The sequence below is a fragment of the Actinospineispora acaciae DSM 45401 genome, from assembly GCF_000620785.1.
GTDB lineage: Bacteria > Actinomycetota > Actinomycetes > Mycobacteriales > Pseudonocardiaceae > Pseudonocardia > Pseudonocardia acaciae.
Genome location: NZ_JIAI01000001.1, coordinates 1 through 13887, shown reverse-complemented (window position 1 = coordinate 13887; position 13887 = coordinate 1). Strand labels below are relative to the sequence as shown.

13 protein-coding genes are annotated in these 13887 nt (G+C 72.9%); 10 read left to right on the top strand and 3 right to left on the bottom strand.

Translation table 11 applies throughout. From position 1 onward, the window contains the following. The first annotated feature begins 69 nt into the window (after positions 1-69). From N912_RS48505 to N912_RS48490, 9 genes are all read left to right on the top strand, one after another. Positions 70-768 (top strand): FadR/GntR family transcriptional regulator, encoded by a 699-nt coding sequence (locus N912_RS48505; protein ID WP_051579398.1) that lies wholly within the window; start codon positions 70-72, stop codon positions 766-768. 137 nt (positions 769-905) lie between these two features. Then, complete coding sequence (locus N912_RS48500; protein WP_037062541.1) at positions 906-1214, top strand: hypothetical protein; 309 nt, start codon at positions 906-908, stop codon at positions 1212-1214. Then, on the top strand, positions 1211-1639 hold the full coding sequence (locus tag N912_RS59835) for a hypothetical protein (protein WP_156993064.1): 429 nt from the start codon (positions 1211-1213) through the stop codon (positions 1637-1639). The genes N912_RS48500 and N912_RS59835 overlap by 4 nt, the downstream gene beginning before the upstream one ends. Then, complete coding sequence (locus N912_RS63160; protein WP_156993061.1) at positions 1636-1803, top strand: hypothetical protein; 168 nt, start codon at positions 1636-1638, stop codon at positions 1801-1803. The genes N912_RS59835 and N912_RS63160 overlap by 4 nt, the downstream gene beginning before the upstream one ends. Beyond that, positions 1800-3251 (top strand): APC family permease, encoded by a 1452-nt coding sequence (locus N912_RS0100050; protein ID WP_051579397.1) that lies wholly within the window; start codon positions 1800-1802, stop codon positions 3249-3251. Before N912_RS63160 ends, N912_RS0100050 begins: the two co-directional genes overlap by 4 nt. Next, positions 3251-3844 carry a hypothetical protein gene (locus N912_RS0100045; RefSeq protein ID WP_028920805.1) on the top strand — a complete coding sequence of 198 codons (594 nt, stop codon included), beginning with the start codon at positions 3251-3253 and terminating at the stop codon, positions 3842-3844. The genes N912_RS0100050 and N912_RS0100045 overlap by 1 nt, the downstream gene beginning before the upstream one ends. Further along, a complete protein-coding gene (locus N912_RS0100040) occupies positions 3841-4122 on the top strand; it encodes a hypothetical protein (protein ID WP_028920804.1) in 282 nt (93 codons plus the stop codon). The genes N912_RS0100045 and N912_RS0100040 overlap by 4 nt, the downstream gene beginning before the upstream one ends. A gap of 23 nt (positions 4123-4145) precedes the next feature. Then, the gene (locus tag N912_RS0100035) at positions 4146-5330 is read left to right on the top strand and encodes a thiolase C-terminal domain-containing protein (protein ID WP_028920803.1); all 1185 of its coding nucleotides are present in this window, start codon (positions 4146-4148) and stop codon (positions 5328-5330) included. A 228-nt stretch (positions 5331-5558) separates the two neighbouring features. After that, positions 5559-9740, top strand: a complete 4182-nt coding sequence (locus tag N912_RS48490; RefSeq protein WP_064745117.1) for a Pls/PosA family non-ribosomal peptide synthetase — start codon at positions 5559-5561, stop codon at positions 9738-9740. A 68-nt stretch (positions 9741-9808) separates the two neighbouring features. Here the strand turns inward: N912_RS48490 and N912_RS0100025 are convergent, their stop codons facing one another. The 3 genes from N912_RS0100025 to ald all read right to left on the bottom strand — a co-directional run bounded on the left by N912_RS0100025 (position 9809) and on the right by ald (position 12956). Next, positions 9809-10630, bottom strand: a complete 822-nt coding sequence (locus N912_RS0100025; protein WP_028920802.1) for an IniB N-terminal domain-containing protein — start codon at positions 10628-10630, stop codon at positions 9809-9811. A gap of 180 nt (positions 10631-10810) precedes the next feature. Beyond that, entirely contained in the window at positions 10811-11812 is a 1002-nt protein-coding gene (locus tag N912_RS0100020) for a zinc-binding alcohol dehydrogenase family protein (protein WP_028920801.1), read from the bottom strand. 28 nt (positions 11813-11840) lie between these two features. Next, positions 11841-12956, bottom strand: coding sequence for an alanine dehydrogenase (gene ald, locus N912_RS0100015; protein ID WP_028920800.1), 1116 nt, complete (start codon positions 12954-12956; stop codon positions 11841-11843). Positions 12957-13050: 94 nt separating this feature from the next. On the opposite strand from ald, the gene N912_RS0100010 reads away from it, so the two are divergent. Continuing rightward, positions 13051-13560 (top strand): Lrp/AsnC family transcriptional regulator, encoded by a 510-nt coding sequence (locus N912_RS0100010; RefSeq protein WP_028920799.1) that lies wholly within the window; start codon positions 13051-13053, stop codon positions 13558-13560. Positions 13561-13887 lie beyond the last annotated feature (327 nt).

The window sequence follows — 13887 nt, the reverse complement described above, 5'->3', positions numbered from 1 at the left end:
ACATGCGACCACCGACGCGTGGCGCCTGTCAAGACCGCCGGTCCGTACAAGGGCGTATAACCTGGCGTTATGGTCCGCGCGGTCACCTCGCAGACGTTGACCCAGGCGGTCGCGGAGCACCTTCGTACCCTGATCCACCACGGCGAGGTCGCTCCGGGCGACCGGCTCCCGGCCGAGCGCGAGCTGGCCGAGCAGCTCGGCGTGGCCCGGATCAGCCTGCGCGAGGCGATCAAGATCCTGCAGCGGGACGGCTACGTCCAGGTCCGCAGGGGCGCGCAGGGCGGGACGTACGTGACCGAGCTGCACGAGCCGCTGGAGCGCTGGCGGACCCGGATGCGGACCCAGGCCGGCGAGTTCGACGACATCATCGACTTCCGCATCGCGCTGGAGACCGACGCGGCCCGGCTCGCCGCGCTGCGCCGCGACCGCTCCGACCTGGCCCGGCTGCGCACGGCGATCAACAGGCTCGGCCAGGTGGACGGCCGCGCCGCGTTCCGGCTGACCGACGCGCAGTTCCACGGCGCGCTGGCACGGGCGGCGCGCAACCTGCGGCTGGAGACGGCCATCGAGTCGGCCAGGGGCGAGCTGTTCAGCCCGCACGACCTGCTGCCGTTCGTGGACCCCGTCGAGGAGTCCAAGCGCGACCACCAGGAAATCTACCGCGCGGTCCGGGACGGCGACGCGGACGCCGCCGCCACCGCCATGCGCGAGCACATCGAGCGCACCCGCCACCAGCTCCGCGAGATCGTCTTCGGCCCACCGCCGTAAGCCCGTGACCCTTGACACACCTCGGGGGCGGGTGGTCCGATGAGGCTTGGTCCGAGGTTCGGACCTAGGACCACGAGCGATGGCGCTCTCCGTCCCCGGTCAGCGGAGCGCGCCGCCGAGGGATCGGAGGCGCTCACATGTCACCCACCGTCGAGTCGCGCATCGAGTCCCTGGCCCGCCGCGACCAGCTGCTCGCCGTGTGCTTCACCGTGTTCATGTGGGTGGTGCTGGTGTTCGCGCTGGTGGTGGCCACCGCGGTCGCCCCGACGCCGGGCATCACGATCGCCCTGGTGATCTCCATGCTGTTGCTCGGGGGCTTCAACACCGCCTCGATCCTGGCCATGGTGCGCCGGCACGCCGCGACCAGGGACCTGGTCTACCGCCCGGACATCGACAACCTCGACAAGCTGCGCCAGCAGCGCGCCGCGCGGAGGCAGCGCCCATGACCAGGAGCGTGAAGCAGCCACCCACCCAGTCCAAGCGCGGCCAGCTCGTGGACGCGGCCACCATCCTGGCGCTGATCTTCGTCACCCTGTTCGCCACCACGTTCCTGGTCAGCGAGTCCGATACGGCGGCGGCATCGTCCGGGCCCGAAGCCGGGCAGCAACGCCAGCTCGCCGACCTGCCGATCACCCCCGCCGAGCGCGCGCAGTACCAGAAGCTGATCGACTCCGGCACCGTCGACCTGCCGGCCGTCACCGCCGCCGTCGACGCCAACCGCCCGGAGCCGGACAAGTACAGCTTCAGCCTGGCCGCCCTGCTCGGCACCGCCGCGCTGCTCGCGGCCTACCTCGCGTTCGTCTACCGGGCCTCGTTCCGGGAGTACCGCGAGGTGATCGAGGAGAAGTTCGGCCCGAAGGAGGCGCCGTGACCGTCGCACGCGGGCTGGAGCTGGTCGCGTGGCTGCTCAGCGCGGTCATCGCCGGCTGGCTGGTGCTGGACATGGTCCGGGTCTCCCGGCGCCACGACGAGCAGACGCTGATCAACGCGGCCGAACCCGGCGACGAGCCCGCGCCCGGGGGTGACCCGCGATGAGCACCACCCCCGACGAACGCCCCGGCCCCGGCGGCCTGGTGGACGAGCACGAGCGGCCGGCCCTGCGCAAGGTCCTCTCCCCCATGCACATCTGGGCGCTCGGCGTCGGGATCGTGCTGGTCGGCGAGTTCATGGGCTGGAACTTCGCGGTGCAGAAGGGCGGCATGTACGGCGCGCTCATCGCCGCCTGGGTGGTGGGCCTGCTCTACACCTGCATCGTGATGATCAACTCCGAGATCACCTCCGCGATCCCGGCCGCCGGTGGGCAGTACGCGCAGGCCAAGCACACCGTCGGCCCGCTGATGGCGTTCAACGTGGGCCTCTACCTGACCCTGGCCTACACCATGCTCGAGGCCGCCAACGCCAACGTCCTCAGCTACCTGCTCACCACCCTGTCCAACCTGATGGGCAGCACCGAGGAGCTCTCCCCCTACCCGTTCGCGACGCTGGCCATCCTCGCCCTGGCCTGGCTGAACTACCGGGGGGTCTTCGCCACCCTCTCGGTCAACTTCGTGATCACCGGGTTCGCCTTCGTCACCATCCTGCTGCTGTTCGTCGGCGCGCAGGCCTGGGACCCGTCCGCGCAGCTCTCGCTGCCGGGCCTGATCGGCGGCCTGGACAACGGGCTGCCCTATGGCTGGCTGGGCGTGATCGCCGCGTTCCAGTTCGGCATGTGGTTCTACCTGGGCATCGAGGGCACCGCGCAGGCCGCCGAGGAGTGCCGGTCGGCGCCGCGCTCGATCCCGATCGGGAGCATGGCCGGGATGATGACGCTGATCATCGCGGCCACCCTGACCTGGTACGTGTGCGCCGGGCTGGTGCCCTGGCAGTACCTGGGCACGGCGATCACCCCGCTGTTCGACGCGGCCAGGGTGACCGGCAGCGGCCTGCTGGTGGTCCTGCTGCTGCTCGGCACCCTGTGCGCCACGCTGGCCTCGGCCAACGGCTGCATCAACGACGCCTCCCGGGCCTGGTTCTCCATGGGCCGCGACCGCTACCTGCCGGAATGGTTCGGCGCGGTGCACCCGCGCTACCACACGCCGTTCCGCGCGATCGTCTTCCTGGTCCCGGTGGCCATCGCGTTCGCGCTGCTGCCGGTGCTGCTGAACAAGCCGACGCTGCTGGCGACGGTGATCACGTTCTCCATCCTGTCCGGGCTGCTGATGTACAGCTTCATGGGTCCGAACTTCATCCGGTTCCGCAAGCTGTGGCCGATGGGCTCGATCACCCGCAGCTACGTGCTGCCGCTGCATCCGGCGCCGGCGATCGCGCTGATCCTGCTGTCCGCGACGGTGTTCTTCGCGACGTTCCTGGGCTACGGGACGGCGTTGCTGTCGGTGCTCGCGTTCTACTTCCTGGCCTCGGTCTGGTTCGTGCTCCGGAGATACAAGTACGTGCGGCGCGGGGCGCAGTTCACCGCCGACCTGCCCAGGCCGAAGGGATACTGATGCGGCGGCGGCGCCTGTTCGACGACGTGCTCGGCGTGGTCGAACACGCCCGGATCGAGGCCGGCGCCGGCTACTACCCGGTGCTGACCGGCTGGTTCCGAGGGTATCCGGTGCGGCTGGAGGCGGTGGTGGACACGCTCGCGCTGCGCCGGCTGCCGGAGCTGTGGTTGCTGGTCACCCAGGGGCGGCGGCTGGACGTCGGCGCTCCGCTCGACGTGCTGGCCCGCCCGACCGGCACCGAGTTCTTCTCGCCGAACGGCGGCTACCCGCACGAGCTGCCCCGGCCGGAGGCCATTCGGACGCACGTGCGCATCGCCACCCCCGACCCGTCGCGGGCGCCGGTGTCGGTCCTGGACGGGCTGGGGCCGCTGCTGGACGATCCGAGGACGAAGGAGGTCCTGGTCAGCGCGGGCGGCATCCGGCTGGTGCACCGGCTGGCCGAGGGCGCCCAGGGACCGTACCGGTCGCTGCGGCGGGCGGACTTCGGCGACGTGCGGGTCGGCGCGGACCGGCTGCGGTCGCTGCTCGACGCGGTGGCCGGCATCGGCGACACGCTGGCCCTCGAACACGCAGGGCACGCGAGGCGGCCGTGAGGATCCCGCGCCCGGTGCTGGTGCTCGCGGTCGCGGTGGCGCTGCCCGGGATGGGGCAGGTGCTCAACCGGACGCCCGTGCGCGGGCTGATGTTCGCGTTCTACATCCTGTTGCTGGGCACGATCTCCTACCACCTCACCGGCCCCGACCACTCGTTCCTCGGCCGCTATGCCGGCGGGATCTTCGTGTACGCGATCAGCGTTCTGGACGCCTACCGCTTCGCGGCCGTGCGGGCGCACTCCGCGCGGATCGGCGGAAACCGGCCTATGGTCGAGTGACCGAGCCACCAGGGGGTGCCACCATGGTCAACCGCGCGTTCGTCATCGGGGTCGGAATGACCAAGTTCGAAAAGCCGGAGACGAAGGACTGGGACTTTCCGGACATGGCCAAGGAGTCGGTGACCAAGGCGCTGGCCGATGCCGGGATCGACTACGAGACGGTCGAGCAGGCCTACGCCGGCTCCGCCTACGGCTCGTTCGGCCAGCGCGCGCTCTACGACGTCGGCATGTCCGGCGTGCCGATCACCACCGTGATCAACGCCTGCGCCACCGGCTCGTCGGCGCTGTTCCTGGCCAGGCAGGCGATCAGGGCCGGCTGCGACGTCACGCTCGCGGTGGGCTACGAGAAAATGCGCAAGGGCTCGCTGGGCGCGGGCGGCCAGAAAGGCGCCGGGATGCTCGACTACCACCTGCGCTCAATGGTCGCCGGCCGAGGCTGGGAGAACGAGAAGGCGCCGATGCCGCAGATGTTCGGCAATGCCGGACGGGAACACATGGAACGATACGGGTCGAAGCCCGAACATTACGCCTGGATCGGTTGGAAGAACCACAAGCATTCGGTGAACAACCCGTACTCCCAGTTCCGCGACGAGTACTCCCTGGACGACGTGAAGAACGCGCCGATGATCTACGACCCGCTGACCAAGCTGCAGTGCTCGCCCACCTCGGACGGCTCCGGTGCGGCGGTGCTGGCCAGCGAGCGGTACGTCGACGAGCACGAGCTGTGGGACCGGGCCGTCGAGATCGCCGGGCACCACATCGCCACCGACCGGGCTGGGTCGTTCGACGGCAACTCCTCGATCAACGTGGTCGGCGCGCAGGTGGCGAGGGCGGCGGCACAGCGAGCCATGGCCGAGGCCGAGGTGGGCATCGAGGACGTCGACGTCATCGAGCTGCACGACTGCTTCTCCGCGAACGAGCTGATCACCTACGAGGCGCTGGGGCTGGCCGGCGAGGGCGAAGGGCACAAGCTCGTCGAGGCCGAGGAGACCACCTACGGCGGCCGCTGGGTGGTCAACCCGTCCGGCGGGCTGATCTCCAAGGGGCATCCGATCGGCGCCACCGGGCTGGCCCAGTGCGCCGAGCTGACCTGGCAGCTGCGCGGCACGGCGGGCGCCCGGCAGGTCGAGGGCGCGCGGGTCGGCCTGCAGCACAACCTCGGGCTGGGCAGCGCCGGCGCGGTGGCGGTGTACAAGAAAGTCGCCTGAGCGCCACATTCTCACCGTGGAAGCGTGAGCCGGCACACCATTTTCGAACCGAAACCAATCCGGCGATACCGTGACGTCGGGTCGAAACGCGTCTGCTAGTGTGCGATTTCGGTGATCGAGAAGAATTGCTGAGAAAACTGAGAACACGCACCGCCGCGCCATTCTCAGCATTTCTCAGTTAACGCGCGCTCGACCGCTCCCCCCAATGTCGAGTTCAAAGGTTCGTGCATGTACTTCGGCGGTCCGCCCGCCCCGGCCCGGACGCTGGCCGAGCTGTTCGCCGACACCGTGCGCGCCCACCCGGACGCTCCGGCGCTGGACGACGGGCACGAGGTGCTCAGCTACCGGGAGTGCGCGCGCCGCGCCGAGGCGCTGCGCGACCGGCTGTGGCGGGCCGGCGTCGGCGCCGGGCACCGGGTCGGGGTGCGGATACCGTCCGGCCGCGCCGAGCTGTACCTGGCCATCCTTGCCGTGCTGGCCGCCGGCGCCGCCTACGTTCCGGTGGACGCCGACGACCCGGACGAGCGCGCCGAGGTGGTCTGGCGGGAGGCGGCGGTGGCCGGCGTCCTCGGCCCGGGCGCCCGGTTCGAACCGCGATCCCAGGCCCGGTCCGTACCACCGCCCGCCGCCCGAGGTCCGGCGCCAACCGACGACGCCTGGGTGATCTTCACCTCCGGTTCCACCGGGACGCCGAAGGGCGTGGCCATCACGCACCGGTCGGCCGCCGCCTTCGTCGACGCCGAGGCCGAGCTGTTCCTCACCCGCCGGCCGCTGCGCCCCGGCGACCGGGTGCTGGCCGGGCTGTCCGTGGCGTTCGACGCCTCCTGCGAGGAGATGTGGCTGGCCTGGCGCCACGGCGCCTGTCTGGTGCCGGCGCCGCGCGCGCTGGTCCGGGCCGGCACCGAGCTGGGGCCGTGGCTGGTGGATCGGCAGATCACGGTGGTGTCCACGGTGCCGACGCTGGCCGCGCTGTGGCCGGTCGAGGCGCTGGAACGGGTGCGGCTGCTGATCCTGGGCGGCGAGGCGTGCCCGCCGGAGCTGTCCCGGCGGCTGGCCGCGCCGCACCGCGAGGTGTGGAACACCTACGGCCCCACCGAGGCCACGGTGGTGGCCTGCGCGGCGCCGCTGGACGGCTCCGAGCCGGTCCGCATCGGGCTGCCGCTGCGCGGCTGGCAGCTCGCCGTGCTCGACCCGTCGGGACGTCCGGTGCCGGCCGGCGCGGTCGGCGAACTGGTCATCGGCGGGGTGGGCGTCGGCCGCTACCTGGACCCGGCCAAGGACCGGCAGAAGTTCGTGCCGGTGCCCGCGCTGGGCTGGACGCGCGCGTACCGCAGTGGCGACCTGGTCCGTGCCGACCCGGAGGGCCTGGTGTTCCGCGGCCGCGCCGACGACCAGGTCAAGCTCGGCGGCCGGCGCATCGAGCTGGGCGAGATCGACACCGCGCTGCTGACCCTGCCCGGGGTGGCCGCCGCGGCCGCCGCCGTCCGCACCACAGCCGCCGGTGGTGAGCTGCTCGTCGGCTACCTGGTCGCCGATCAAGGCAACGCCCTCGACCTGGCGAAAGCCCGCGCCACGCTGGCCGGCTCGCTACCGGCGGCGCTGGTCCCGCACCTGGTGACGGTGGACGAGCTGCCGGTACGAACATCCGGCAAGGTGGACCGCGCGGCGCTGCCGTGGCCGCCGCCCCGTGCCGCCGAGCTCAGTGCCGCCGAGCCCGGGGACGGGGCCAACAGCGGCGCCACCGGCGGCGCGACCGGCGGCGCGACCGAGGCCGGCGGCACGGCCGGCTGGCTGGCCGGGATCTGGCACGGGCTGCTCGCCGCCCCGGTGGAGCTGGACTCGGACTTCTTCGAGCTGGGCGGCACCAGCCTGGCCACCGCGCGGCTGGTGGCGACCTTGCGCGAGCGCTACCCGGAGGCCTCCGTCCAGGACGTCTTCCAGCACCCCCGGCTGGTCGACCTGGCCGCCCGCCTCGACGAGCTGGACGGCGACCGGGCCGGGCGGCGGCCGGTGCACCCCACCCCGAGGCGGACCGGCCTGGCCCAGCTGCTGGTGCTGCTCGCGCTGTACGCCCTGACCGGCGCCCGCTGGCTGGTGGTCCTCGCCGGCCTGGGCAACGCCTGGGCGCTGCTCGGCGGCGGCGCCGCGTTCACCCCGCCGGTGCCCTGGTGGTGGGTGGCCGCCGGCTGGGCGTTGCTGATCAGCCCGCCGGGCCGGCTGCTGCTCACCGTGCTCGGCGTCCGGCTGGCCCGGCGCGGGCTGCGGCCGGGCACCTACACCCGGGGCGGCTGGGTGCACCTGCGGCTGTGGACCGCCGAGCGGCTGGCCGCCGCGCTCGGCATCGGCTCGCTGGCCGGCACCGCGCTGGCGCCCTGGTACGCGCGCCTACTCGGCTGCCGGGTCGGGGCGAACGTGGACCTGCGGACGACCCCGCCGGTGACCGGCCTGGCCGCGCTCGGCGACGGGTGCGCCGTGGAGCCAGAGGTGGACCTGGCCGGCTGGTGGCTGGACGGGGACATGCTGCACGTGGGCGCCGTCGAGGTGGGCGCGGGCGCCCGGATCGGCGGCCGGGCCACCCTGATGCCCGGCGCGTCGGTCGGCGCCGCCGCCGAGGTGGACCCGGGGACCTGCGTGTACGACCGGGTGCCCGCCGGCGAGCGCTGGGGCGGCGTGCCGGCGCGGCGACTCGGAGACGCCGGCGAGGACTGGCCTCGGCCGAAGCCTGAACGCTCGCGCGGCTGGTCGCTCTGGTACGCGGTGACGCTGGCGCTGATCGCGGCGCTGCCGTTGGCGGCGGCGCTTCCGTCGGTGGCGCTGCTGCTGGCCAGCGGGGCCTACCAGCGCGACCTCGGCCAGACGATCCTGCTGGTCGGGCTGTCCGGGCCGCTGGCCGCGCTGAGCTACGCGCTGCTGGTCGCCGTGCTGGTGCGGCTGGCCGGCCTGGCCCTGCGTACCGGGACGCATCACGTGGACAGCCTCGCCGGCTGGGCGGCCTGGCTGGTCGACCGGCTGGTCACCTCGTCGCGGGTGGTGCTGTTCCCGCTGTATGCCAGCCTGGCCACGCCGTGGTGGTTCCGGCTGCTCGGCGCCCGGGTGGGCCGGCACGCGGAGATCTCCACCACGACCGGGCTGCCCGGGATGATGAAGGTCGGCGACGGGGGCTTCCTCGCCGACGACACCCTGATCGCCCCTTACGAGGTGCGCGGCGGCTGGCTGCGGGTCGGCGAGTCCGAGGTGGGCCGCCGCGCGTTCGCCGGCAACTCCAGCATCGTCGGCCCCGACCTGGCCGTCCCGGACGGTTCGCTGATCGCGGTGCTCTCCAGCGCGCCCGAGCGGGCCGCTCCGGACAGCTCCTGGGTGGGCCGCCCACCATTCGAGCTGCCCCGCACCGCCGACGCCGGCGACCCGGCGCGCACCTTCGCCCCGCCGGCCCGGCTGGTGCTGGCCAGGGCGGGCGTGGAGTCGCTGCGGCTGCTGCCGTGGGCGGTGTCGGCCATGATGGCGGCGCTGGTGGTCCGCGCGCTGGTGCGGGTCCAGGCGTTGTTCGGGTGGGCGCTGGCCGTGCTGGCCGCCGGGCCGGTGCTGGTGGCGGCCGGGGCGGTGGCACTGGCCCTGACCACCGCCGTCAAGTGGCTGCTGGTCGGGCGGTTCCGGGTGGGCGAGCACCCGCTGTGGAGCTCGTTCGTCTGGCGCAACGAGCTGTTCGACGTGTTCTACGAGCAGCTCGCGATGCCCTGGCTGGGCCGCTCGCTGATCGGCACCCCGCTGCTCAACGCCTGGCTGCGCACCCTCGGCGCCCGGATCGGCGCCGGGGTGTGGTGCGACAGCCACTGGCTGCCGGAGACCGACCTGGTGCACCTGGACGCCGGCGCCACCGTCAACCGGGGCTGCGTGCTGCAGACCCACCTGTTCCACGACCGGCTGATGCGCATCGCCGAGGTCCACCTCGGGGTGGGCGCCACGCTCGGCCCGCACGCCATCGTGCTGCCCGGTGCCACGATCGGCGCCGGCACCGCGATCGGCGGCGGCTCGCTGGTGATGCGCGGCGAGCGGGTCCCCGCCCAGTCCCGCTGGCTGGGCAACCCGATCTCGGCGTGGCCGGCGGACCTGGCCCCGTACCCGGAGTCGCCGCGCGGCCGTGGCCGCCACCTCGCGGTCCCGGCCCGGGGCCGCCCGCACATCGGCCCGATCCCCGCGATCGCCGCGGCCGTGGCCACCCTCGCCGCCGCCGGCCTGGCCGCCACCAGCCTGCTCACCGACGCCAACGCCGACACCGCACCGCCGCCCGCGCCCGACCCGTTCGCGATCGGCCTGCGCCCGGCCTCGACACCGACCCTGGCCCCGAAGCCACCGGCGCACCCCAGGACGTCCACCGCCGCCCGCCCGACACACACCCGCCGAGGACGCTGAAACAAGAACCGGCCCGGTACCGGGGAGAGTCGGTACCGGGCCGGCGGGTGTCCGTCGCCGAAGGACGATCAGACGTGGTGCACGTCGACGTTGTGGCTGTCGTCGTAGCTGGAGCTGTTGTGCGAGCCCACGTCGTCGTGGCTGTCACTACGGGAGTGGTCCTCGTAGTTGCTGTAGCTGCTGTCGTCGTTGTGGCTCTGGTCGGCGGTCTGGTCGGCGTAGCCGTGGTCGCCCGCGGCGTTCACGGAGGTGTCGCCGGAGCCGGAGTTGTGCACCGAGGTGGTGGTGTCGTTGTCCTCGGAGTGCCCGTAGGCGTTCCCGCCAAGCGAGACGGCGCCGCCGTCGCTGACGTTGGTGTGGTCGAAGCTGGCGTTGGTGGCGTCGCCGGAGCCGAAGGCGGTGGTGTTGCCGTGGCCGCTGACGACCTCGTTGCCGTCGCCGACCACGTTGTGGTCGCCGGTGGTGATGTTGCTGTCGCGGATGTCGCCGCCGGCCGCCACCGCACCGTCGCCCGAGGCCACCACCGGGTCGTTGTCGATGACCTGGTTGAAGTCGCCACCGTGGGTGTCGATGTTCTGGTGGACCGAGTTGTCGATGTTGGTCGAGTGGTCCTCGACGGTGGTGTAGTTGTTCGTGACGTAGCTCTTCAGGTACGTCGCGCCGTCGTCGCTGTGGTCGTAGTGGTGCGGCGGCGGGTAGTGCACGCCGTGGTCGTGGTGCGACGAGTAGTCGTTGTCCGCGATCAGGGACAGCGCGTCGTGCACGTCGGCGGCGGACAGGTTGTCGAAGCCGTGGTCCCGGGCGTAGTCCTCGGGGTTGTTCGCGAAGTCGGCCCTGGCCTCCGGGTCCTTCAGCAAGTCCAGGATCCAGTCGAGCAGCGAAGTCGCCATGGTGAGCTAGCTCCTTGGTTGGGGGGCTCTGGAACGACGAGGCCTAGCTCGGGGGAGCGCCTTCGTCGACGGAAGCGACAGTAGGGCCTGGCAGGTGGGCGGCCATCGGGGAACCCCCCGGGTTCGGGGTAACCGCCATTCAGGTGAACCCCGAACGCCCGCGTTAGGGGCATAGGGGACTCAGCCGGTGACCAGCACCGCGGCGCCGGTGATCCGGTCGGCGGCCAGGTCGGCCAGTGCCCGGTCCGCGCCGGCCAGCGGGCGCGGGTCGACGGTCGGGCGGACCCGCAGCGCGGCGGCCAGCCGGAGGAACTCCTCGCCGTCGGCCCTGGTGTTGGCCGTGACGCTGAGCAGCCGCCGCTCCCGGAACAGCTCGGCCTGGTAGTCCAGCCCCGGCACGTCGCTCAGGTGGATGCCGGCGACCGCGAGCGTCCCGCCCGCGTCCAGCGCCCGCATCGCCACCGGCACCAGCGCCCCCGCCGGCGCGAACAGCACGGCGGAGTCCAGCGGCTCCGGCGGTCCGTCCGCCGCCGGGCCGGCCGACGCCGCGCCCAGCTCCAGGGCGAGCGCCCGCGCCGCCGCCGACCGGGTCAGCACGTGCACCCGCGCGCCCTGCCCGATCGCCACCTGGGCCACCACGTGCGCGGACGCCCCGAACCCGTAGATGCCCAGCCGCCCGCCGGGAGGCAGCTCGGCCCGCTTGAGCGCGCGGTAGCCCACGATGCCCGCGCACAGCAGCGGCGCCAGGGCCACCGCGTCGGCGTCGGCGGGCAGCCGGTAGGCGTACGCCTCGGGCACCACCGCCAGCTCGGCGTATCCGCCGTCGGCGTCCCACCCGGTGAACGCCGCGTCCGGGCACAGGTTCTCCCGCCCGGTCCGGCAGAACCGGCACCGCCCACAGGTCCCCCGCAGCCAGGCGATCCCGACCCGGTCACCGGGCGCGAACCGGCCGGCGCCGTCGCCCAACGCGTCCACGACGCCGACCACCTCGTGCCCGGGCACGGTGCGCGGCCGGCGCGGCGCCAGCTCGCCGAGCGCCAGGTGCAGGTCGGTCCGGCAGACCCCGCACGCCTCCACCCGGACCCGGACCTCCCCCGGGCCGGGCTCGGGCTCCGGCAGCGACGCCTCGACCAACGGCCCGCCCGCCATCGGTCCGGGCCGGTCCACCACCCACGCGCGCATGCCGATCACCCTGGCACGGCGCGGTTGCTCAGCCCAGCACGTCCGCGATCGACACGTGCGGCAGCCCGTGCGCGGCGGCCACCGCCTCCGAGGTGAGGCTGCCGGCGTGCGTGCTCAGGCCCTCGGCCAGCGCCGCGTCGCCCCGCAGCGCGTCGCGCCAGCCCCGGTCGGCGATCCGCAGCAGGTACGGCAGCGTGGCGTTGGTCAGCGCGTGCGTGGAGGTGTGCGGGACCGCACCGGGCATGTTCGCCACGCAGTAGAACACCGTGTCGTGCACCCGGAAGGTCGGGTCCGCGTGGGTGGTCGGGCGGGAGTCGGCGAAGCAGCCGCCCTGGTCGATCGCGATGTCGACCAGCACCGCGCCGGACTTCATCCGCGCCACCAGCTCGTTGGACACCAACCGGGGCGCCCTGGCCCCCGGCACCAGCACCGCGCCGATCACCAGGTCGGCCTCGGTCACCAGCCGCTCCAGCTCGTACGCCGTGGAGTACACGGTGCGGATCCGCCCCTGGTAGCGGTCGTCGATCTCGCGCAGCTTGTCCACGTCCAGGTCCAGCACCGTCACCCTGGCGTGCATCCCGACGGCGATGGCCGCCGCGTTCTGCCCGGACACCCCGCCGCCGATGATCACCACGTGGGCGCCCGGAGCGCCCGGCACGCCGCCCATCAGCACGCCGCGCCCGCCCGCGCTGCGCATCAGGTGGTAGGCCCCGACCTGGGGCGCGAGCCGGCCGGCGACCTCGCTCATCGGCGCCAGCAGCGGCAGCCGCCCGTCCTCGGTGCGCACCGTCTCGTAGGCGATCGAGGTGGTGCCCGAGTCCAGCAGCGCCTTCGTGCACGGCTCGGACGCGGCCAGGTGCAGGTAGGTGAACAGCGTCAGGTCCTCGCGCAGGAAGCCGTACTCGGGGGCGATCGGCTCCTTCACCTTGAGCAGCAGGTCCGCGCTGGCCCACACCGACGCCGCGTCGCCCAGGATCTGCGCGCCGGCCGCCTTGTAGTCCTCGTCCGGGATCGACGAGCCGACGCCCGCGCCCTGCTCCACGATCACCTCGTGACCGCGCGCGACCAGCTCGTGGACCCCGGCCGGAGTGATCGCCACCCGGAACTCGTTGTCCTTGATCTCTCGGGGAACCGCGACCCGCATGGCATCTCCCTGGGTTGAGCTCTGTTACGGTCAATAATGAAGAAACCGCCAGCTCAACGAAAGAGAACCGCAGAAGATTCTCTAGACTGGCGCCATGCCCGAAGAAAAGGCTTCGATCTCTCGCTCAGCGACGCCCCCGCCGCAGGATCCGCGGCCGCCGCTGGACCGGGTCGACAGGGACCTGCTGCGCCACCTGGAGCGCGACGCGCGGATCACCAACAACGCCCTCGCCGAGCTGGTCGGCATCGCCCCGTCGACCTGCCTCGGCCGGGTCCGGGCGCTACGCGCGCGAGGCGTGATCAGGGGCTACCACGCCGACATCGACCCAGCCTCCACCGGCCACCCGCTGCAGGCCATGATCTCGGTCCGGCTGCAGAGCGACGCCCGCAGCCGCCTCGAGGAGTTCGTCAACCGCGTCGGCGACCTCCCCGAGGTCCGCGACGTCTACTTCCTAGCCGGCGTCGACGACTACCTCCTCCACGTCGCGACAGCCGATACCGCCTCCCTGCGCGACTTCGTGGTAGCCCTCAACGGCCACACCGACGTCGCCGGCACCCAGACCAGCCTCATCTTCGACCACATCCGCGTCCCCCAGACCTACTAACCCCCGCCCGCCAACCCCCGCCCGCGCCTAGACCACCCGCCCGCGCGCCTGCCTGCCCCTCGCCCGCGAGTCGGGGCTCTCAGCACACCGAGTCGGGCGTTTCGACACACCCCTCGTGTGCTCAAACCCGCGACTCGGTGTGCCAGGACGCCCGACTCGCGGGCGGTTCACGGCGGGCGGTTCACGGCGGGCGCCTAGACATTCGCCTCCATACTGCATACAGTCGACCAGATGGACCTGTACGAGTACCAGGCGAAAGAGTTGTTTGGCCGGCATGGGGTTCCGGTGTTGCCGGGGCGGACGGTGGATTCGGCGGCCGGGGCTGGT